The organism is Pseudomonas cistanchae (assembly GCF_054483635.1).
In genome coordinates, this window is record NZ_JBTLWN010000002.1 from 415069 (window position 1) to 435155 (window position 20087).

Below are 20087 nucleotides of genomic sequence, written 5' to 3' on the forward strand. Positions count from 1 at the left end.
AAGACGGATTTGCAGCGGGATCAGCGCAGCACGTCGACCTGTAGACCCGGCGTCGGTATTTCGCCAAGTTCCAGACGGCCCGCGCGCACCCGCTGTTCCACCAGCGCATCACGCCAGCCCTGGGCCTGTTCGCCACTGAGGCTGACGCGCAGGGTGCTGTCGAGATTCAGCGTCCGGGCCAGCAACGCGACCCAGGCTTCGCTCGGCTCACCGCGCTTGACCAGACGCAACTCACCGCTGCTGCGCAATTGCCGGAGCAGCGTCGCTGGCGTGGGCAACGTATCGGCGAGCGGGGCGGTGGCCTCAAGCAACTCGGCGTGCAGATAAGCGCGCCGATTGCCGCGGGTGATGCTGTAAAGCGCAAGCAGGCTGTTCTGCCGCGGTTCGGCGAGGCGCATCAGCGCATAGGTCTGCTGGTCATCGGAGCCATACAGGATCGACTCGCCGAATACCGCATTGGCCCACGAACTGCTCGGCCCGCACTCGCGGCCCTGGCACCAGTAGAGCAGTTCGGCATCCTGCGCCTGCATGGCTTCGCGGGCAGCGGTAAAGGCCTCTTCAGCCGTGTGGGTTCGCGGCAGTTCGTAGGTCACGGCGACGAATCGCCCCTGCGCCGCGATTTCGCGCTCGTAGCGCAGACGGCTGCTGACCCGCCGAATCGAGCCCTGGGGGTAGATCCGCGCCTGATCTTGCGCCTCGTTGAAGCGGACGATCTGGCTGTCGGGAAAACGCGGCAACACCTCGATATCGTGGCTGCCAGCCACATCGGCAGCGGCCACGGCGGCGCTGACAAGCATCAAGCTGATAACGCTCAAAAAACGCATGCGACTCCTCATTTGATCAGCATGGATTGAGCGGACTTGATCACGTTGTCGCCATTTTCTTCGCGGGGCGGCACTTCGAGGCCACGCTGCACCGCCGGGCGCTCGGCCAGCACTGCCATCCAGCGTTGCAGGTGCGGCAGTCCGTCAACCGAAACGCCGGCCCAGTCGTGCACGCGCACCCAGGGATAGGTGGCGATATCAGCAATGCTGTAATCACCGGCAAGGTAGTCGGCTTGCCCCAGACGCGAATCAAGCACTTCATACAACCGCCGGGTTTCGTTCTGGTAGCGGTCGATCGGCCCTTGCAGCTTTTCCGGGAAGTAACGGAAAAACACATTGGCCTGGCCCTGCATGGGTCCGACCCCGCCCATCTGGAACATCAGCCACTGGATCACCCGCGAGCGCCCTTTGGCATCGCTCGGCATCAGTTGCCCGGTTTTTTCTGCAAGGTAGAGCAGGATCGCGCCAGACTCGAACACGGCAAAGTCGTCATTGGCACGGTCGACGATGGCGGGAATCCGGCCGTTCGGGTTGATCGCGAGAAACGCGTCGGCTTTCTGTTCCTTGCGCTCGAAGCTCAACGCGTGCAGGTGATAAGGCAGCTGAAGTTCTTCCAGTGCGATGGACACCTTGTGTCCGTTAGGCGTAGCGGCGGTGTACAGGTCGATCATGCGATTCTCCGTGGCGATCGACCACACCTTCGGCAGTTGCGTTTAGCAAGTCAAGGCGACTGCAGGAAAGCTTTGAAACAGTCTGCTACGAGTTGCGCGCCAGCTTCGTCATCAAGATGCAGGTGATGCCCGCCAGGCAGCCTGCTCACGGCTATCGGCAAGGGCTCCAGCAGCTCGCCGAAACGCGGTTGCGCCTGCAACATGCCCTGCTCCGCCAGTACCAGTTTGACCGGGCACTGCAACTGACCGGCAAAGGCCATCGCATGGGCGTGGGTCAGGCGCAAGGGCGAAGGCAGCGTCAGACGGCTATCGGTGCGCCAGGTGTAGCCGCCTGGCACCGGCATCAAGCCGCGTTGCGCCAGCAGCTCGGCGGCCTCGCGACTCACCGCGCCGACGCCGCGCATGCGCGCCTCGACCGCCTGGCTGAATTGCGGATAAACCGGTTTGCGCTTGTCGCGCAGGGCCATCTGCGCCTTGAGCGCCTCGGCGAGTTTCTGCGGCGCGTTGTCGGCTTCGCCGGTGTAGGGAATCAGGCCGTCAATCAGCGCAAGGCGCTCGACCCGTTCAGGCAGCGCGGCAGCCAGCAACACCGAAACGATCGCGCCCATGGAATGCCCAAGCAGCGAAAAACGCTGCCAGCCAAACTGCTCGGCCACCTGCAGCACGTCATGCACGTAATCCCAGATCGCGTAGCTGGCCCCCGGCGGGCGGTGATCGGAATGGCCATGGCCGGCAAAATCCAGGGCGACGATACGCAACCCCGGCAGCTTCGGCGCCAGCCGGCTAAAGCTGGCCGCGTTGTCCAGCCAACCGTGCAGGGCGATGACCGGGATACCGTCCTGCGGACCATACAGATGGGCCGCCAGCTCGATGTGCGGCAGGCTTAGGCGAACTTCTTCGAAATCCATGCTCATGCGCTCTGCTCCCGCTCGCCTGCTCCACTCCATCGGCTGAACAGCGTACGCAACAACGCCGCCGTGTCGCGCGGGCGCTCCAGGGGAAACATGTGCCCACCCGGTAACATCAGGTACTCGCCCTTGGGAATGCGCCGAATCAGGTGTGCATGGTGGGGCAAGACCACCCGGCTATGGCGGCCACGGACCATGGCCAGCGGCACCTTCAACTGCTGTGGGCGGCCTGGGCTGGTATGCGGCACGCTGCGGTAGATGTCGATTTCAGTCGCCGGGTCGAAGCGCAGGCGCAGGCTTTTGCCAACCGGATGTAAGCCGTGCTGCACGTAGGCATCCAGGCACTCGGGATCGAACCGGCGAAACAGGCCCTTGGCGGCGAAGTAGCCGCGGGCTTCGGCCTGATCGGCGAACTCGTCGCGCCGGCCAAGGGTACGCCCGGCTGGGGTGATGCGGTCGATAAAGCCAAAACGCTTGGCGGCGCGAATCACCAGTTGGTCGGCCAGGGTCAGCACTGGCGAGTCGAGCATCACCACGCCGCGATACAGCTCCGGGCGCTGCAGCGCCGCATGGTAATGCAGCACGCCGCCGAGGGAATGGCCGACACCCCAGACCGGCTCGGCGGCGCTTTCGAGGTGATGGATAAGCTCGTCGACCAGGTTGCCCCAGTTGTCGTTGACCGGAAAGCGCGGATCGTGGCCGTGTTGATCGAGGTGCTGCACGTGGTATTCCGGCGCCAGCGCTGCGAACAACTTGCCGTAGGTGGCAGAAGGAAAGCCGTTGGCATGGGCGAAAAAGACGGGCTGGGTCATGGCGGCTGACTTATCTGGAAAGTTGCCAATGATTGTCCGGCAGCGATGACGACACGGCAATGACATAACAGCCAGTGAATGACGGCACTATGGCCAAGCTTCATGGGGGAGCGGTCATCCTGGCTCGTGGAGGCAATGCGTATATAGAACCTGTGGACTTATAAAACCCATGGGGCTTGCGACGTTATCAAGCAGATAGCTTGGCCATCTAAACGGCAGCGGTGGACAAGGCTTCGCCATGTCCACCCTACGAAGCGCTCACGGGTGGCGGACCAGTTTGCTTCACCGATTTCTGCCCATGCGCTAGCGCTGCGCCGGGCCATTTTCGCCCAATGGCACGATGGCCATGGTCAGGCGCGAAATGCAGCTGGGCTTGCCGTCCTCGCCGCTCAGACGGATATCCCAGACGTGCGTGGTACGGCCAAGGTGCACGGCGCGGGCAACCGCGGTAACCCTGCCGCTGCGCAGGCCGCGCAGGTGATTGGCGTTCACCTCAAGCCCCACGCAATAGAACTTGCTGCTGTCGATGCACAGGTAGCTGGCGGTGGAGCCCAGGGTTTCCGCCAGCACCACCGAGGCGCCGCCGTGCAGCAGGCCGTAGGGCTGATGGGTGCGCGCATCGACCACCATGCTGGCGCTGAGCGACTCGTCGTCGTAGCCCTCGAAGCGGATATCCAGCTGCTCGCCGATGGTGTTTTTCAACAGCGCAGTGAGCTGCTCAATATCGGGGGTTCGCTGCCATATGCTCATCGCATTTCCTCCCAGGAAAACGGCCGGTAATGCCGGCCGCGGGGTTCATTCGTGCCAGACCACCGCATCGCGGTGGCCGACCCATTCGGCGAAGTGCGGACCGTAGGCGCCTTCCACCACCGTGCGCTTGATCTTCAGGGTCGGGGTGAGAAAACCGTTGTCCACCGCCCAGACATCCTTAACCAGCACCAGCCGCTGTAACCGCTCATGCTTGTCGAGTTGTTCGTTGACCTCGTCCAGCAGCTTTTTCAGGCTGCCTTCCAGCTCGCCGCGGGCACCGTCGGCAGCCTCGCTACGGCCCACATCGGACAGTACGCACAGGGCCATGGGTTGTGCCATACCATCGCCCACCACGCAGACCTGCTCGATCCGCGCGTGCTCGGCGATGCGATTCTCGATCGGCCCCGGCGCCACGTATTTGCCCTTGCTGGTCTTGAAGATTTCCTTGATCCGGCCGGTCAGGCGCAGGTTGCCTTCGGCGTCCTGCTCGCCCTTGTCGCCGGTGCGCAGGAAGCCATCCGGGGTGACGGTTTCGGCAGTCTTTGCCGGGTCCTTGAAGTAGCCCTGCATGGTTGCGCCGCTGCGTACCTGCACCTCGCCATCCTCGGCGATGCGAACTTCCACTCCGGGGCTGCTGTGGCCGATCCAGCCTTTCTTGAATTTTCCCGGCCGGCAGACATGGGAGTAACCACAGTTCTCGGTCATGCCGTAGACCTCGAGCACATCCAGACCCAGGCGCTTGTACCAGTTGAGCAGCGCTTCCGGAACCGGCGCCGCGCCAGACAAGGCGTAGCGAACGGCATCCAGGCCCAGCCCGGCCAACACCTTTTTACCGATGATGCGACCGACGATGGGCAGCTTGAGCAGAAAATCGAGCTTCTCGGCAGACATCTTGCTGTAAACGCCCATCTGGAACTTGGTCCAGATCCGCGGCACGCCAAAGATCACCGTCGGCCGGGCGCGCTTAAGGTCCTCGAGAAAGGTGTCCAGGCTCTCGGCGAAGAAGATCGTCTGCCCGGAATAGATGGACGCCAGCTCGACGAACATCCGTTCGGCGACGTGGCACAGCGGCAGATACGACAGCACCCGGTCATCCTGGCCTACGCCGAACAGCTGGGTGGCGTTGCTGGAGGCGAAACCAAGGTTGCCGAAGTTATGCATCACGCCCTTGGGCGTGCCGGTGGTGCCGGAGGTGTAGATGATGGTGGCGAGCTGGTCGGCCGTGGGCTTGGGGTTGTCCTGAATCGGCGCGCAGCCCTGCAGATCCTCCCACAGGTAGTCGAACTCGCCCTGGGCACGCAGCGGCAGGCCAATGGTCGGGATGCCTTCGGGCACGCCTGGCGCCATGCCGGGCCAGTCGTCCAGTTTGCCGATGAACACCAGCGCCGCTTCCGAATGGCTCAGCACCTGACGCACGGATTCGGCCGTCAGGTTGGGGTACAGCGGCACCGAAACGTGCCCGGCCATCCAGATCGCCAGATCGGTGATGATCCAGTGCGCGCAGTTCTTCGAAATGATCGCGATCCGGCTGCCGGGTGGCAGCTCCTGGCGGCGCAGCCAATTGGCGGCGCGTCTGGCCTGTTCCGCCGCCTCGCCCCAGCTCGACTCCTGCAACTGGCCGCCGGGAAGCGGCTGAACCATGTAGCGCTTGTTCGGGTGTTTCACTTCACGCTGGTAGAACATCTCCAGCGGCAAACTGATCGCTTCAGCCATAGGCCTTACTCCCATTGTTATTGTTGTGGAGCCAACCAAGCAATTGCTTGGTCGGACTATTCCACGCACAAAGGCGAGCTGCAAGCGGAGAAATGTTTCGGTGTGTAGTGGCTTTTCAGCCGTGCTGTGGGTGCACCAGCGCCAGCAGATTCATCAGGCCGGCGGCGAGTATGTCGCCCTCGAGTTCAGCCAGGCTGGCGGTCGCCATGGCCAGTGGTTGCTGGCGATGACCATGCACCAACCAGCCGCCCAGGTTGCCGATCAACGGCTGATGGCTGACCAGCAGCAATTCGGATGCCGGCAGGAAATTATCGAGCTGCGCAAGCACCTCGCGCGGATCGCTCTCGGGGGTCAACCAGGGCACCGTGAGCAGTTCGCCGCGGTAGTCGAGCGTTTCCTTGACCAGCGCAGCGGTCTGCTGCGCGCGCCGATAAGGGCTGACCAGGATGCAGCCGAGTCGCCTGCCGTCGAGTTGCCCGGCGGCCTGGCGAACCTGCTCGCGTCCGTAATCCGTCAGTGCTCGCTCGGCATCGCTGGCGGCGTGCGCCACGGCCTCGCCATGACGCATCAACCACAGCCTCATCGCTCTGCACTCACAGCTTGGGCTCTTCGTCACGTACTGGATGTGGCGCGGGTGGAATGCTGTGCGGCATTTCACCCTGAGGCGCGCGGGCCGTCGGCCAGTCGGCGAACGGCCAGGGTTTTTCATCGCTGTTGAAGGTACCGAAACGGCCGATCTGCGCCAGGTACTGGCTCAGGCTGTCGCCGAAACCAAGCAGGCTGGCACTCGGTGCGCCGTAAAACAGCCGGTAACCGAGCTGCAACAGCACCACCGCGGCCAGCGTCAGCTCTGCCAGCTGCCAGATGATCGCGAACAACAGCATCCACAGCACTCGCAGCAGAATCGACTCGCGCGCCTGCTCTTTATCTATCTCGCTCATGACACTCTCCTTGGCAATTTTGCCTGGACGTACGTGAGGGCTTTAGAAGCCGCTCGTCGGGATGAAATCGACATCGGTCTTAGGCTCGCCGCGCATCAGCGCTTCGATAACCTGATCAAGGGTGCGCTTTTCAAACAGAATGGCATGCAAGCCGGCCACCAAGGGCATGTAGACCTGCAATTCTTCGGCCTTGGCTTTAAGCACCTTAATGGTATTGACCCCCTCCGCCACCTCGCCCAGACGCGCGACCGCATCGTCCAGGTTCAGGCCTTCGCCCAAGGCGTAACCGACCTGATAGTTGCGGCTCTTGGCCGACGAGCAGGTGACGATCAGGTCTCCCACGCCCGCCAAGCCGAGGAATGTCATCGGGTTGGCGCCCAGCTGCACGGCAAACCGGGTCATCTCCGCCAGGGCGCGGGTAATCAGCATGCCGCGCGTGTTCTCACCCATGCCCATGGCCGCAGCCATCCCGGCGATGATCGCGTAGACGTTCTTCAATGCGCCGCCCAGCTCGACACCGAAGCGGTCGCCGCTGGCATATACGCGGAACGTGCGGCCATGCAGCGCATGCTGTACCTGCTGGCACAGCTCTTCATCCTCGCTGGCGATCACCGTCGCGGTCAGAGCGTGCTCGGCGATCTCCCGCGCCAGGTTCGGCCCGGACAACACGCCAATACGGGCGCCTGGGGCGATGTCTTCGAGGATCTGGCTCATCAGCTTAAAGCTCTGCGCTTCGATGCCCTTGGTCGTGCTGACCAGTAGCTTGCCCTTGAGCTGGTCGGCCACCGGTTGCAGGGCCTGACGCAAGGCACTGGACGGCAACGCGACAAATACCAGGCTGCAGGCGCTCAGGGTTGCCGCAAGATCACACAGCGGCTCGACATTGCCGTGCACCTTGACGCCCTTGAGGTAGCGCGGGTTCTCGCCGTTCAACCGGATGGCTTCAACCTGTTGCGGGTCACGCATCCAATGCAGCACGCGCCCGCCGTTTTCTGCGAGCAAATTGGCGATTGCCGTACCAAAGCTGCCGCCACCCAGCACGGCGATAGGTTGCTGCTCAGTCATATGAGTTCCGTAATGAGCCATACACCATGGCGATCAGCCAAGATTATACGGAGCCAGGCTGTAGCGGCCAGCTTTTAGGCCTGCCGCACAGCTTTGGCGACGGCCCGCTGGCAAACGCGGCCGGCTCGGTTACCATGCTGCACCTTTCCGTTCACAGGCCATTGCGTGGTTACCAACTCCAGGATAGTGCTCTCGCTGACCGCCAAGACTCTGGCGACGCTCGGCGCGGTGCGCACCGAAGCTGTCCTCCGCATTTTGCACCCGGCGCCTGGCGAGGTGCGGTCTGGCCTTGATGAGCATTCCCGGCAACGCCCGCAGTTCTGCCGCGCATATCGTTACCCCCATCGACAGTTGCACGCTGTACATGCGGACCTGGAATTCTAGGATGCCTTGCCACTATTCACGGACGAATCAACTACATCGCCGGCCCAGCCGCTACTGGTCACTTCTGCTGTGGCTGCTGTTCGGCCTGGCACCTGCGCATGCCGTCGAGATCATCCTCAGCAGCGCCGATGACACCCCAGCGATACGCGCATTCGCCGACGCGCTGGCGGTGCGCAGGCCGCACGACCAGGTCAGTTTCCTGCCACTGGCGCAGATGCCAAAGCCGCAACAACTGAGCGCCGACAAGCGTTTGATCCTGCTGGGCACCCAGGCCCTCGACTGGCGCCTGACCAGCGCCGGCGGTCCGCCAGCACTGGTGCTGCGGGTCAGCCAGGTGCAAGCCAATCAGCGCCTCGGCAGCGCCCGCCCGCAGTCGGTGACATTGCTCTGGAACGATCCGGCGCCGGCACGACAGCTTCGCCTGATTCGCGCGGTATTGCCGCAGGCCGAACGCATCGGCGTACTGTTCGACGATCACAGCGCCTTTCTGCTCGATGAACTGCAGGAGCAAGCCAGGGCGCTGGGGCTGAAGATCATTGCCCAGCGCTGGCTCGATGCCGCTGACAACCATGCGCTGCTGAACGTGTTGCAGCACAGCGACCTGCTGCTGGGGGTCGATGACGGCGACCTGTTCAACGCCCAGACGGCGAAAACCCTGCTGCTGACCAGCTACGCCCAGCAACGCGCGCTGATCGGCCCGAGCGCCGGTTTTGTGCGCGCAGGCAGCCTGGCGAGCATCTACAGCGACCAGACCGATTGGCTTGCCAGCCTCGACAAGCTGCTGGATCAGTCGCCGCGTCACTGGCCGCGCAGCACCTACCCGGCCTATTTCAAAGTCCTGAGCAACGCTCGAGTGGCCCGCGCGCTGGCACTTGAACTGCCGGATGACGCCACGTTGATGCGTCACGTCGCCAGAGGAGAAACCCGATGAACCTGCGTCGTGGCCTCGACATCCACACCCGTACGCAGCTGATTAGTGTCGGGCCAGCATTGCTGCTGACGCTGCTGTTGACCGGCTTTTTCACGTTTGCACGCCTTCAGGACCTGCGTGAAGAGCTCGACCATACGGGCCAGCTGATCGCCAACCAGTTGGCCCCCGCCACCGAGTACGGGGTGATTTCCGGCAACCTGGAAGTGCTCGACACCCTGCTGAGCGCCACCCTGCAAACGCCCCATGTGCGCTTTATCGAATTGCGCGATCGCAACGAAAACATCCTGATCTACCGCGAGCAGCCCCATGGCGAGGCCTCGACCAACGCGCACATCGAGGTGTTTCACGCGCCGATCAGGCTGCAGCGCATTGAACTGGCCAGTGATTTCCTCAACGGCGGCGAGGCCTACGAGCAGACGCCCCCCGCCGACGATTACCTGGGCCGGGTTGTGGTGGGCATGTCCAACGACGCCTTCAACACTCGCCAGCAGGAAATCCTGATCAAGGCCACCGTGCTGGCGCTGTTCGCGTTGCTGCTGACCTTTATCGTTGCGCGGCGGCTGGCCAGGCGCCTGTCGCAACCGCTCAGTGCCATGAGCGACGCGGTTGCGGCCATTCAGGCGGGCAACTACCGCAGCGCCCTGCCCGAGTTGGGCGACAGCGAACTCGGCTCCCTGGCGCGCCACATCAACGACCTGGCCAACGGCCTGGATCGTGCCAGCCGCGAGCAGCAGCAGGCAATGGCCCTGCTGATCAAGGCTCGGGAAGAATCAGAGCAGGCCAACCGCGCCAAATCCGACTTCCTGGCGATGATGAGCCACGAGCTGCGCACGCCCATGAACGGCGTGCTGGGCATGCTGCAGTTGCTCGAAACCACCGAGATGACCCAGGAGCAGGACGAGTATGCGGCGCTGGCGACGGAATCGACCGAGCACCTGCTGAAGGTCATCAACGACATCCTCGACTTCTCGCGGATCGAGCGTGGCGCCCTGGAACTGGAATGCATTCCGTTCAACCTGCTGGAGTTGCTGCAGGGCTCGATCCAGGTATTCCAGTACAGCGCCCAGCAGCGTGGGCTGGAGCTGACCCTGAGCGCTCAGGACGGGCTCGAATACCTGGAAGTCCAGGGTGACCCGACGCGGATTCGGCAGATTCTAGTGAACCTGATCGGCAACGCCCTCAAGTTCACCGAAGAAGGCACCATCCGCGTTGAGACCCGCTGGCAGCCGCTGGATAACCAGGTGCTGTGGTTCAGTTGCGCGGTGCATGACAGCGGCATCGGCATTTCGCCCGAGCGGCTGGAACACATGTTCGATGCCTTTCAGCAGGCCGACACCTCGATTTCACGGCGCTATGGCGGCACCGGGCTTGGCCTGCCGATCGCCCGGACCCTGGCCGAACGCATGGGCGGTACGCTGTCGGCGCAGAGCCAGGAAGGTTACGGCTCGACGTTCACCGTGGAAGTACCACTGCCGTTCTCCGAACAGGCCGCCCACATGAGCCCCAGCGCCCTGCCGATAGATGCCCAAGGCCAGGGGCAGGCAATCCTGCTGGTCGAAGACAACCCGGTCAATCAGACGGTTATCGAAGCCATGTTGCGCAGCCTTGGCTATCAGGTCAGCCTGGTCGGGGACGGCGCGCAGGCCGTATACAGCGCCGAGCGTCAGGCGTTTGCCGCGATTCTGATGGATTGCCGGCTGCCGATCATGGACGGCTATGAGGCGACCCGGCAGATTCGCCGCATGGACGCCAGCCTGCCGATCATCGCCCTTACCGCCAACGCGCTGCAGGGCGATCGGGAAACCTGCCTCGCTGCCGGCATGAACGATTACCTCGCCAAACCGTTCAAACGTGCAGACCTACAACGCGTGTTACAACGTTGGCTGCCGCCAAGACCTTCGGCGGGTGGCGAAAATGGCTGATTTGCTGCAGGCTCACCCCCTGCGCTGGCGGATGCTGAGCGGATGTGACAACGTCCGGCAACTCGGTGTACAACTGTACTCAACGAGCTGTGACTTTCACTACAACGCAACAGTCTATGACTAGGCTGCTGGCTAGCGCCCAGTCGTGCTACCAGCCAGGACGATTCACCCAGCCTTGGCGCGTGGGGATTATTGAGGAACTCGCATGACCAAACAAAACGCCTTCACCCGGGAAGATCTGTTGCGTTGCAGCCGCGGCGAACTGTTCGGCCCAGGTAATGCGCAACTGCCAGCGCCGAACATGCTGATGATTGATCGCATCACCCATATCAGCGACACCGGCGGCAAGTACGGCAAAGGTGAAATCGTCGCCGAACTCGATATCACCCCGGACCTCTGGTTCTTCGCCTGCCATTTTGAAGGCGACCCGGTAATGCCAGGCTGTCTGGGCTTGGACGCCATGTGGCAGCTGGTGGGCTTCCATCTCGGCTGGCAAGGCAACCCCGGCCGTGGCCGTGCCCTTGGGTCCGGCGAAGTGAAATTCTTTGGCCAGGTCCTGCCGACCGCCAAGAAGGTCACCTATAACATCCATATCAAACGCACCATCGCCCGCTCCCTGGTCCTGGCTATCGCCGATGGCTCCGTCAGCGTCGATGGCCGCGAAATCTACAGCGCCGAAGGCCTGCGGGTTGGCCTGTTCACCTCTACCGACAATTTCTAAAGGACTCTCTGCATGCGTCGCGTCGTGATTACCGGCCTGGGCATCGTTTCCTGCCTGGGCAATGATAAAGAGACCGTCTCCGCTAACCTGCGTGCTGGCCGTTCCGGTATCCGCTTCAACCCGGAATACGCCGAGAAAGGCTTGCGCAGCCAAGTGTCAGGCTCCGTCGACCTCAACCTTGAAGAGCTGATCGACCGCAAGGTCTACCGCTTCATGGGCGATGCCGCTGCGTTCGCCTACCTGTCGATGGAACAGGCGATCAAGGATGCTGGCCTCAGTGCCGAAGACATCTCCAACCCGCGGATCGGTCTGATCGCCGGTTCCGGGGGCGCGTCCACGTTCAACCAGATGGAAGCCATGGACACCCTGCGCGAGAAAGGCGTCAAGCGTGTGGGTCCATACCGGGTGCCACGCACCATGGGCAGCACCGTCTCCGCCTGCCTGGCCACTCCGTTCAAGATCAAGGGCATCAACTACTCGATCTCCTCGGCCTGCGCCACCAGCGCGCACTGCATCGGTAACGCGATGGAGCAGATCCAGCTCGGCAAGCAGGACATGGTCTTCGCTGGCGGCGGCGAAGAAGAACACTGGAGCCAGAGCTTCCTGTTCGATGCCATGGGCGCCCTCTCCACCCAGTACAACGAGACCCCGGAAAAAGCCTCGCGTGCCTACGACGCCAAGCGTGACGGTTTCGTCATCGCCGGCGGTGGCGGCATGGTGGTAGTCGAAGAGCTGGAACACGCGCTCAAGCGCGGCGCCAAGATCTATGCGGAAATCGTCGGCTACGGCGCGACATCCGATGGCTACGACATGGTCGCGCCAAGCGGCGAAGGCGCAGTGCGCTGCATGCAGCAGGCCCTGGCCACCGTCGATACGCCGATCGACTACTTGAACACCCACGGCACCTCGACCCCGGTTGGCGACGTCGCGGAAAGCCGCGCCGTGCGCGAAGTGTTCGGTGCCAAGGCGCCAGCCATCAGCTCGACCAAGAGCCTGTCCGGACATTCGCTGGGCGCCGCCGGCGTGCAGGAAGCGATCTACTGCATGCTGATGATGGAAGGCAACTTCATCGCCGGCTCGGTCAACATCGATGAAGTCGACCCTGAAATCGCTGACCTGCCGATCCAGCGCAGTACCGTCGAGAACGCCAAGCTCGATACGGTCATGAGCAACAGCTTCGGCTTCGGTGGCACCAATGCCACCCTGGTCATGAAACGTTGGACCGGTCAGTAAATCAGCACACAAAAAACGGCGCCCCCCAGGGCGCCGTTTTTTTTCTTGCCAGATCGGTTACACCGCCACTGCTCCCTAGACGGTAAAACGCGAGATCAAGTTGCTAAGCGCAACCGCCAGGCGCGACAGCTCCTGACTGGCAGCGCTGGTCTGGTTGGCCCCCGCTGAACTTTGCAGCGATAGATCGCGAATATTTACCAGGTTGCGGTCGACCTCACGGGCAACCTGCGCCTGCTCTTCCGAGGCACTGGCGATCACCATGTTGCGCTCGTTGATCTCCGAGATAGCCGCGGCAATTTCTTCCAGCGCGAGCCCGGCGGCCTTGGCCACATCGAGGGTCGAACGCGCGCGGCTGTTGCTGCTTTGCATCGCGTTGACCGCCTGATCGGTGCCCTGGCGGATGCCACTGATCATCTGCTCGATTTCCTGGGTTGATTGCTGGGTGCGATGCGCCAGTGCCCGCACTTCATCGGCAACCACGGCAAACCCACGCCCGGCATCGCCCGCCCGAGCAGCCTCAATGGCGGCGTTGAGCGCGAGCAGATTGGTTTGCTCGGCGATGGAACGAATCACATCCAGCACCTGGCTGATATCGCGCACCTTGTCAGCCAGTTGCTCGACCTGGTCGGCGGTAGTGGTCACGTCATCGGCCAGGTGGCTGATCGAGTCGACGGTCTGGCGCACCTGTTCGCGGCCACGCTGGGTGGTGCGGTCGGATTCGCGCGAAGCTTCCGAGGTGGTCACCGCATTGCGCGCAACCTCTTCGACAGCGGTGGTCATCTCGTTGACCGCCGTTGCCGCCTGTTCGATTTCGTTGTTCTGCTGATGCAGGCCGCGTGTCGAGTCTTCGGTGACCGCAGTCAGCTCTTCTGAGGCCGAGGCCAGCTGGCTGGATGAGTCAGCGATGCTCTGGATGGTCGAACGAAGGTTCTGCTGCATGGCTTTGAGCGATGTGAGCAGACGAGCAGGCTCGTCCTTGCCCTCGACCTGAATGCGCTGGGTCAGGTCGCCCGAGGCCACCGTCTCGGCCACGCGCACGGCTTCGCCCAGGGGCCCGACGATACTGCGGGTGAACAGCCAGGCCAATAGCGTGGTGATCAAGGCCGCCAGGACAATGGTGACCATCACCCAGAAAAAGCCGCTTTCGTAGGCCTCGTTGGCTCGAGCCGCAGCCTGGTCGGCGCCCTCCTCGTTGATCACCAGCAGCTCCCGTAATGCCATGGTCAGGGTGTCTGCATAGCCGTTGATTTCACCATTGAGGATGGCGACGGCCTGATCACGCTGCCCCTGCTTGACCAGCTCGACAGCTTGCGCCTGAAGCTGCAGGTAACCAATCATGCCCTCTTTGAAACGCTGATAGGCAGCGCGCTCTTCGCTGGAGGACAGGTGCTTTTCGAACTCGGCATCCTTTTGCCCGACCTCTATGGCCAACTGCGCCAGGGTTTGCCCGGTCTTGTTGACCACCTGCTGGTCTTCGATGACCACCATGCGCAGCGTCAGCGCGCGCAGGCGCAACATGCTGGCATTCAGCTCCGCCAGAGCAGTGATGCTGGGCAGCCAGACGTTGTCGACCGCATCCGCCTCCTTGCGCATATCCGCCATCTTGTTCAGCGCGAACAGTCCCAACAGTAGAACGATCAAGCCTATCAGGCCGAACCCCAGCGCCGAGCGCGGAGCAATATTGAGGTTTCTAAGCGACATGGTCTTTCCCTTCAGCGACGATTAGATAGCTATCTGAAAATTCAGAGTAGAGCGCGTTCGCCCTGCTATCGGCAGATAGCCTTGCGGCTGAAGAAAAAATAGTTGGAATAAGCGATGCCGGACCTCAGTTCGATGAGTGGTCATCGCGATTCAGTCCGGATTCGCTGGCAAGCGGAACGGCAACCAGCAGGCATCGCTCGATACCTTTTAGCGCACCTCGAAACGCTGCTCGACCAGTTTGCGGTCATCCTGAAACACCATGAAGTGCCAGGTTCCGGCGACTATTTCATGGGGCTCGCTGAACTCGAACGCCATGACTTCCTGGGCGGTGCCAGGAACCAGCGCCTGGGTGACGACGAACTTGTCATGGCGTTTGCCCTCGGCCGTGACGACACCCGGCGTAAGGTAGAGCAAGGTCAGTGGTGAATCGTTGATCACCTTGCCGGCGAGGCTGTAACGCACACCGAACTTGGTGCCCAGCTTGGCGGGAATCACGTCGGTGCGTTGGATCTCCTGGTTGCTGCGAGTCAGCACCCGCTGCCCTGGCTCGAAGTCTTCGTACTGGCTGAAGATCCCATACTCCACCGCACCTTCGACGCGGACCTCGGCACTGGCCAGAGGGGCGCTCAGCATGAACGCCATCAGTAGGCTGAAACGGTTGTATCGCATAGCTCGCTCCCCGGTTTTGAATGGAGGCGAGCCTATGACACCGGCATGACAGGAAAATGACAGCTCAGTCGAGCAGCTCCGCCTGCACCCGACGCGGCAAAACGGCGAGGAAATTGTCGTGAGCCACCTGATGCGCGACCGCTTCGGGCAACGCATCGAGAAACGGATCGAAGCCCGTCATGTATTCGCCCAGGCTGTCGAAACGACCAACCACGTCGGAGCCGAGCATGAAGCGCGCCGGATAGCTGCTAACCAGGCGCACCCATTGCGGATCGGCGCGCCCCTGCTTGTCGAGCAGATAAGGCCGCAACATGGTCCAGGACAGGTCGATGTACAGATTGGGGTACTCCTCAAGCATCCGCTCCAGGGTCGGCAGCAGGAAATCCAGTTTCTTCTGGTGCCGGTGGATTTCCATGCTGGTGCCAGCATGCGCCCAGATGAAGCGAACGTGCGGATGATTGCGCAGCGGCTCTTCGATTTCCTGCAGATAGAGCGGGTTGCGCTCGCGCTTGGAGGTGATGTTGGAATGCAGCATCACCGGCAGGTCGAACTCAGCGGCCAGGTGGAAAACCCGCGCCAGCGCCTCGTTGCTGGCACGCGGCGCATCGCCATGGATCAACGCGGTCAGGTCGTCGTGGCGGGTGAAGATCTCGCCGATCCCCTGCCACAGTCCCGGGTCGAGTTCGAGCATGCGCCGAATGTGCGCATCGGCATTCTTGTCGTTGGGGTTGAAGCCGGAGAGAAACGGATGGAAGCGCTCGCGCTGCTCGGCCGGCAGCTTCTTGTAGGCGTGAGCGACAAGCACATCCGTGGCGCTGTACCAGTAGGCATTGGCATCGTCGCCCGCGTAATAGCGCGGCCGCTTGGGCTCGTTCTCGTCCCACTTCTTCGCCACTGGAATACCGGACAGCATGACGTGCTGAATATTCGCGGCAGCCATCCGCTCGAGCAGGGTGTCCATGCCGGCGCTTTCCTGGAAGAAATCCACGTAGTGCAGATGGGCGTCGCTGTAGCGGTAATCGCGGGCCTGCAGGCCGTGGGCAAACAGGGCGGCGACGAAGGCGACACTCAAGTGAAAGACGGGCAAGGGCATGCTCCTGACGAAATGAGCAACATAGACTCGCGCGGTGCGGGCCAAGTTCAGCGGTTGCCGCAGCGCCAGTATGGTCGGCTACGCCAGCGGTGAACTAGGATGGCCGCTCAACTCGATGTTTTCCGGAGCCGACATGATCACCATCAGCAATGAAAAAGGTTTTCTGCACCGTATCAACATAGGCCCGCATACGCTGTTCAGCGACGTGCCGGTGGCTTACGGCGGCGGGTCGGCCGCACCAGAGCCACATGATTTGTTCGACGCTTCCCTCGGCGCCTGCAAGGCGATCACCCTGGCCATGTATGCCAAGCAGAAGGACATGCCGCTTACGGCCGTGGACGTGCGCCTGAGCCGCGACGACAGCGAAGAACGCCAGGGAACCTATCGCCTCGCGGTCGAGTTGACCCTGCATGGCGAGCTGGACGATGCACAGCGTCAGCAACTGCTGCGTATCGCCGATAAATGCCCGATTCACAAACTGCTGGCCGGTAGCGCCGTGCAGATCACCACCCAGCTCAACGGCAGCGCGCCATGAACGAGCCGCTGCTGATCCAGCCGCGCCTTGAGGACATCAGCGGGCAACCGATCCTGCGCCCGCTGCCATCGGCCAAATGCCGCAGCGTCGGGCCATTCGTGTTTTTCGACCATATGCTGGAAAAGACCTACGCCGCAGGCTCGGGCATGAACATCAACCAGCATCCGCATATCGGTCTGTCCACCCTCACCTACCTGTTTGAAGGTGAGTTGCAGCACAGAGACAGCCTGGGTACGGACCAGTCGGTCGGTCCCGGCGCGGTGAGCTGGATGACCGCCGGCAGAGGCATCGCCCATGTCGAACGCACCCCGGCGGCGCTGCACGCGACAGGGTCGCGCCTGCATGGGCTGCAAGCCTGGCTGGCCTTGCCCCAGGCACTGGAGCAATGCGAGCCGAGCTACAGCCATCACCCGGCAGACAGCCTGCCGCGCAGCGACAGCATGGGTGTGGAAATCTGCCTGATCGCGGGCACGGGGTTTTGCCTGGAGTCGCCGGTGCCGGTCACCTCTCCCACCTTGTATGCCGAACTCAAGCTGGCTGCCGGCGCAAACCTGTTACTGGACGCTGAGCACAGCGAACGAGCGCTCTACCTGATCGACGGCGAAGCCCTGCTTGATGACCAGCATGTCCCGCAGCGCGGTTTGCTGGTATTGCCGCAGGGCCGTACCTTCATCCTCAGCGCCTGCCAGAGCAGCCACCTGGTGTTGCTCGGCGGCGAACCCCTGGGGCCGCGGCGGATGGAGTGGAATTTCGTCGCCAGCGATCCGGCGTTGATCGAACAGGCGTGCGGGCGCTGGGCGCGGAACGATTGGCCGCAGGTACCCGGCGAGCGCGAGCGTATCGAACAGAAACGCTGAACGACGCTGCGATAAATTGTTTCACTTCGGCACATCCAAGGCGCCGGCGCTCGGGTATAAGGCTTGGTGGCGGCAACTCTCTCAGGAATCTTGTACATGCCGGAGCCGATGTTCGACTACGAAAGCCATCTCGAGGCCTGTGCACGCCGCGATGAGCGTGCCTTCCAGGCGCTTTACCAGCAAGAGGCAGCACAGATGCTCGGTTTGGCGATCACCCTGCTCGGCCGCCGTGATCAAGCGGAGGATTGCGTGCACGATGCGTTCGTACTGATATGGCGCAATGCCGAGCGCTTCCAGCGCGCCATTGGCAGCGGGCGCGCGTGGCTCTACAGCATCCTGCGCTACCGCGCGCTGAATCAGCTGCGCAGCCGCAAGCGGACGGTCGAGCTGGATGACGACTTCATCGAACGGCTGGCCGATGAGGGTCCGCAGGCGGCCGACCTGGTTGCCCAGCAGGCCGAGCAGCGGCAACTGCGTAACTGCCTGCAGGGTCTGGAGCGCAACCGCCGCCATCCGATCCTGCTGGCGTTTTACCGTGGCCTGACCCACGAACAGATCGCCCAGCGCCTGACGACGCCCCTGGGCACGATCAAGGGACGTATCCGCGCGGGTCTGCGCGCCTTGCAGGAGTGTTTGCACGCATGATCACGCAACAGCCTGCCGAACGCCGGGCGCTAATCGGCGAATATGTTCTGGGCCTGCTCGACGCCGAGCAAGCGGCCGAAGTGCGCAAACTGATCGATCAGGACGAGGACGCCGCGCGGATGGCCCTCGAATGGGAGCAGCAGTTGCTCGAATTGACCGACCAACTGCCGCCCCAGTCACCCTCCCTGCAACTTTGGACGCGATTGCAGAACAGCCTTGGCTTTACGGCCGCCAGTGCCGCATCCCCTCGACAAAGCTGGTGGAACAGCCTGACGACCTGGCGCCTGACCAGCGCGGCGCTCGCGGCTGCGTTGGTTCTCGCGCTGTTGCCCGGTGTCTGGCGGCCTACGACCGCGCCGAGCGGCTATACCGCCGTGCTGCAAGCACCAGGCGAAGCGGCCAAACCAGGTTGGGTGGTTCATGTCGACGCAGATGGCGACCTCAGCCTGCGGCCGTTGGTGGCCGATCAAATTCCTGCGGATCGCGCCGTGCAATTCTGGACCTTGGTCGATCCGGCCAGCGGACCACGCTCGCTGGGCCTGGTCCAGCCTGGGCAGAGTCTGAAACTGACGCCGGAGCAAATCGGCGCCGTGCAGGCCGGCCAGCTGTTCGAACTGACGCTGGAGCCAGCCGGCGGCTCGCCGACCAACCGGCCTACCGGCAAGGTGCTGTACATCGGCCGGGCGGTTCTCGCGGCCAATTGATCAGTTGTTGGTGGGCGTTTGGGGCGCAGGCTCCGGCGCCGCCAACAGGCTCAACAAGAACATCTGAAAAAAATCTTCCTTCTCGACATCCAGACCGTCTCTCGCGGGTATAGCTATCAGGTGTTTCATCGAGGCACCTGCACGGCATGAGTGATCTCGGCCGCTGCATCGATGCTAACTGTTCCATGAGAGGACGCTTATGAACACGTTCAACACGCTGCTAACCGTCGCCACCTTTGGCCTTGCCGCCAGCGCCGCCAGCGCCGCCAGCGCTGCTGAGTTACTTGCACTCAGCGCCGACGGCCACCTGTTCAAAATCAACACGCAGACGCTGAAAGTCACCGCCACGATGCGGGTAACGGCGCCGACCACGTTACGAGGCTTCGACATTCGCCCCCTCGATGGCACGCTTTACGCACTGGGCGCGGACAACCAGCTGTATACCCTGGATATGACCAACGCAAATGCAAGCATGGCGGCCAAGCTGAGCAAAACCTTGGCCGGCAATGGCCAGGCTGTGGTTGACTTCAACCCGGTCGCTGACAAACTGCGTCTGCTCGGTCCCGATGGCAGCAGCTTCCGGGTCAATGTCGAAACGGGCGAAGTGGTGGTTGACGGCTCGGTCGCCTACGCCGCCGATGGCCCTTACGCAGGTAAGACCGCTCAGGTGGTAGCCGGCGCCTACAGCAATTCCTATGCAGGCACCAAGGCAACCTCGCTGTATACCGTCGACCTGGCCAGCAGCAACCTGATGCTGCAGAACCCGCCGAACGATGGCGTGCAGCAAGCGCTCGGCACGATCGTCGATGGCCTAAAAACCGCAACATTGGATATTGCCAGCGATGGCAAGGACGGCAATACGGCTTATCTGTTGACCGGCAAAACCTTACATACGATGGACTTGGCCAACGGCAAGCCCACCACCTTGGGCGACATTGCCGGCTTGCCTAAAAACATCATCGACATCGCCGTTCTGCCTACCCCGTAGAAGTTGGCAGCGAGAGGGTG

Annotated in this window: 21 protein-coding genes; 9 read left to right on the top strand and 12 right to left on the bottom strand. The window is 62.5% G+C overall.

The window, feature by feature from the left end; genetic code table 11:
* Positions 1 to 20: 20 nt before the first annotated feature.
* The 9 genes from ACX0MV_RS08780 to ACX0MV_RS08820 all read right to left on the bottom strand — a co-directional run bounded on the left by ACX0MV_RS08780 (position 21) and on the right by ACX0MV_RS08820 (position 7684).
* Entirely contained in the window at positions 21 to 824 is an 804-nt protein-coding gene (locus ACX0MV_RS08780; RefSeq protein ID WP_458982115.1) for a DUF4892 domain-containing protein, read from the bottom strand.
* Positions 825 to 832: 8 nt separating this feature from the next.
* Positions 833 to 1495: a glutathione S-transferase family protein gene (locus tag ACX0MV_RS08785; protein WP_458982116.1), complete on the bottom strand. Its 663-nt coding sequence runs from the start codon at positions 1493 to 1495 to the stop codon at positions 833 to 835.
* Positions 1496 to 1545: 50 nt separating this feature from the next.
* The gene (locus ACX0MV_RS08790; RefSeq protein WP_458982117.1) at positions 1546 to 2409 is read right to left on the bottom strand and encodes an alpha/beta fold hydrolase; all 864 of its coding nucleotides are present in this window, start codon (positions 2407 to 2409) and stop codon (positions 1546 to 1548) included.
* Positions 2406 to 3215, bottom strand: a complete 810-nt coding sequence (locus ACX0MV_RS08795) for an alpha/beta fold hydrolase (protein WP_458982118.1) — start codon at positions 3213 to 3215, stop codon at positions 2406 to 2408. The genes ACX0MV_RS08790 and ACX0MV_RS08795 overlap by 4 nt, the downstream gene beginning before the upstream one ends.
* A 303-nt stretch (positions 3216 to 3518) precedes the next feature.
* Complete coding sequence (locus ACX0MV_RS08800; RefSeq protein WP_458982119.1) at positions 3519 to 3965, bottom strand: hotdog fold thioesterase; 447 nt, start codon at positions 3963 to 3965, stop codon at positions 3519 to 3521.
* 45 nt (positions 3966 to 4010) lie between these two features.
* Positions 4011 to 5678, bottom strand: coding sequence for an AMP-binding protein (locus tag ACX0MV_RS08805; RefSeq protein ID WP_458982120.1), 1668 nt, complete (start codon positions 5676 to 5678; stop codon positions 4011 to 4013).
* A 115-nt stretch (positions 5679 to 5793) separates the two neighbouring features.
* Entirely contained in the window at positions 5794 to 6261 is a 468-nt protein-coding gene (gene sixA / locus ACX0MV_RS08810; RefSeq protein ID WP_458982121.1) for a phosphohistidine phosphatase SixA, read from the bottom strand.
* 10 nt (positions 6262 to 6271) lie between these two features.
* On the bottom strand, positions 6272 to 6619 hold the full coding sequence (locus tag ACX0MV_RS08815; RefSeq protein WP_458982122.1) for a DUF4389 domain-containing protein: 348 nt from the start codon (positions 6617 to 6619) through the stop codon (positions 6272 to 6274).
* A 42-nt stretch (positions 6620 to 6661) separates the two neighbouring features.
* A complete protein-coding gene (locus ACX0MV_RS08820; RefSeq protein WP_458982123.1) occupies positions 6662 to 7684 on the bottom strand; it encodes an NAD(P)H-dependent glycerol-3-phosphate dehydrogenase in 1023 nt (340 codons plus the stop codon).
* Positions 7685 to 8069: 385 nt separating this feature from the next.
* Between ACX0MV_RS08820 and ACX0MV_RS08825 the strand changes: the two genes are divergently transcribed.
* From ACX0MV_RS08825 to fabB, 4 genes are all read left to right on the top strand, one after another.
* Positions 8070 to 8999 (top strand): ABC transporter substrate-binding protein, encoded by a 930-nt coding sequence (locus tag ACX0MV_RS08825; RefSeq protein WP_458982124.1) that lies wholly within the window; start codon positions 8070 to 8072, stop codon positions 8997 to 8999.
* Positions 8996 to 10921, top strand: coding sequence for an ATP-binding protein (locus tag ACX0MV_RS08830; protein WP_458982125.1), 1926 nt, complete (start codon positions 8996 to 8998; stop codon positions 10919 to 10921). The genes ACX0MV_RS08825 and ACX0MV_RS08830 overlap by 4 nt, the downstream gene beginning before the upstream one ends.
* A 205-nt stretch (positions 10922 to 11126) precedes the next feature.
* Entirely contained in the window at positions 11127 to 11642 is a 516-nt protein-coding gene (gene fabA / locus ACX0MV_RS08835; RefSeq protein WP_458982126.1) for a 3-hydroxyacyl-[acyl-carrier-protein] dehydratase FabA, read from the top strand.
* A 12-nt stretch (positions 11643 to 11654) separates the two neighbouring features.
* A complete protein-coding gene (gene fabB, locus ACX0MV_RS08840) occupies positions 11655 to 12875 on the top strand; it encodes a beta-ketoacyl-ACP synthase I (protein WP_458982127.1) in 1221 nt (406 codons plus the stop codon).
* 75 nt (positions 12876 to 12950) lie between these two features.
* Here fabB and ACX0MV_RS08845 read toward each other — a convergent pair whose 3' ends face one another.
* From ACX0MV_RS08845 to ACX0MV_RS08855, 3 genes are all read right to left on the bottom strand, one after another.
* A complete protein-coding gene (locus tag ACX0MV_RS08845; RefSeq protein ID WP_458982128.1) occupies positions 12951 to 14576 on the bottom strand; it encodes a methyl-accepting chemotaxis protein in 1626 nt (541 codons plus the stop codon).
* 207 nt (positions 14577 to 14783) lie between these two features.
* Entirely contained in the window at positions 14784 to 15245 is a 462-nt protein-coding gene (locus tag ACX0MV_RS08850) for a DUF3859 domain-containing protein (RefSeq protein ID WP_458982129.1), read from the bottom strand.
* 64 nt (positions 15246 to 15309) lie between these two features.
* Positions 15310 to 16338 carry an amidohydrolase family protein gene (locus tag ACX0MV_RS08855; protein WP_458982130.1) on the bottom strand — a complete coding sequence of 343 codons (1029 nt, stop codon included), beginning with the start codon at positions 16336 to 16338 and terminating at the stop codon, positions 15310 to 15312.
* Between the two features lie 133 nt (positions 16339 to 16471).
* Here ACX0MV_RS08855 and ACX0MV_RS08860 point away from each other — a divergent pair, with 133 nt between their 5' ends.
* From ACX0MV_RS08860 to ACX0MV_RS08880, 5 genes are all read left to right on the top strand, one after another.
* A complete protein-coding gene (locus tag ACX0MV_RS08860) occupies positions 16472 to 16873 on the top strand; it encodes an OsmC family protein (protein WP_458982131.1) in 402 nt (133 codons plus the stop codon).
* Entirely contained in the window at positions 16870 to 17730 is an 861-nt protein-coding gene (locus tag ACX0MV_RS08865) for a pirin family protein (RefSeq protein ID WP_458982132.1), read from the top strand. Before ACX0MV_RS08860 ends, ACX0MV_RS08865 begins: the two co-directional genes overlap by 4 nt.
* Before the next feature lie 96 nt (positions 17731 to 17826).
* Complete coding sequence (locus ACX0MV_RS08870) at positions 17827 to 18375, top strand: sigma-70 family RNA polymerase sigma factor (RefSeq protein WP_458982133.1); 549 nt, start codon at positions 17827 to 17829, stop codon at positions 18373 to 18375.
* Complete coding sequence (locus ACX0MV_RS08875) at positions 18372 to 19079, top strand: anti-sigma factor (RefSeq protein WP_458982134.1); 708 nt, start codon at positions 18372 to 18374, stop codon at positions 19077 to 19079. Before ACX0MV_RS08870 ends, ACX0MV_RS08875 begins: the two co-directional genes overlap by 4 nt.
* A 199-nt stretch (positions 19080 to 19278) precedes the next feature.
* Entirely contained in the window at positions 19279 to 20067 is a 789-nt protein-coding gene (locus ACX0MV_RS08880) for a DUF4394 domain-containing protein (protein WP_458982135.1), read from the top strand.
* Positions 20068 to 20087 lie beyond the last annotated feature (20 nt).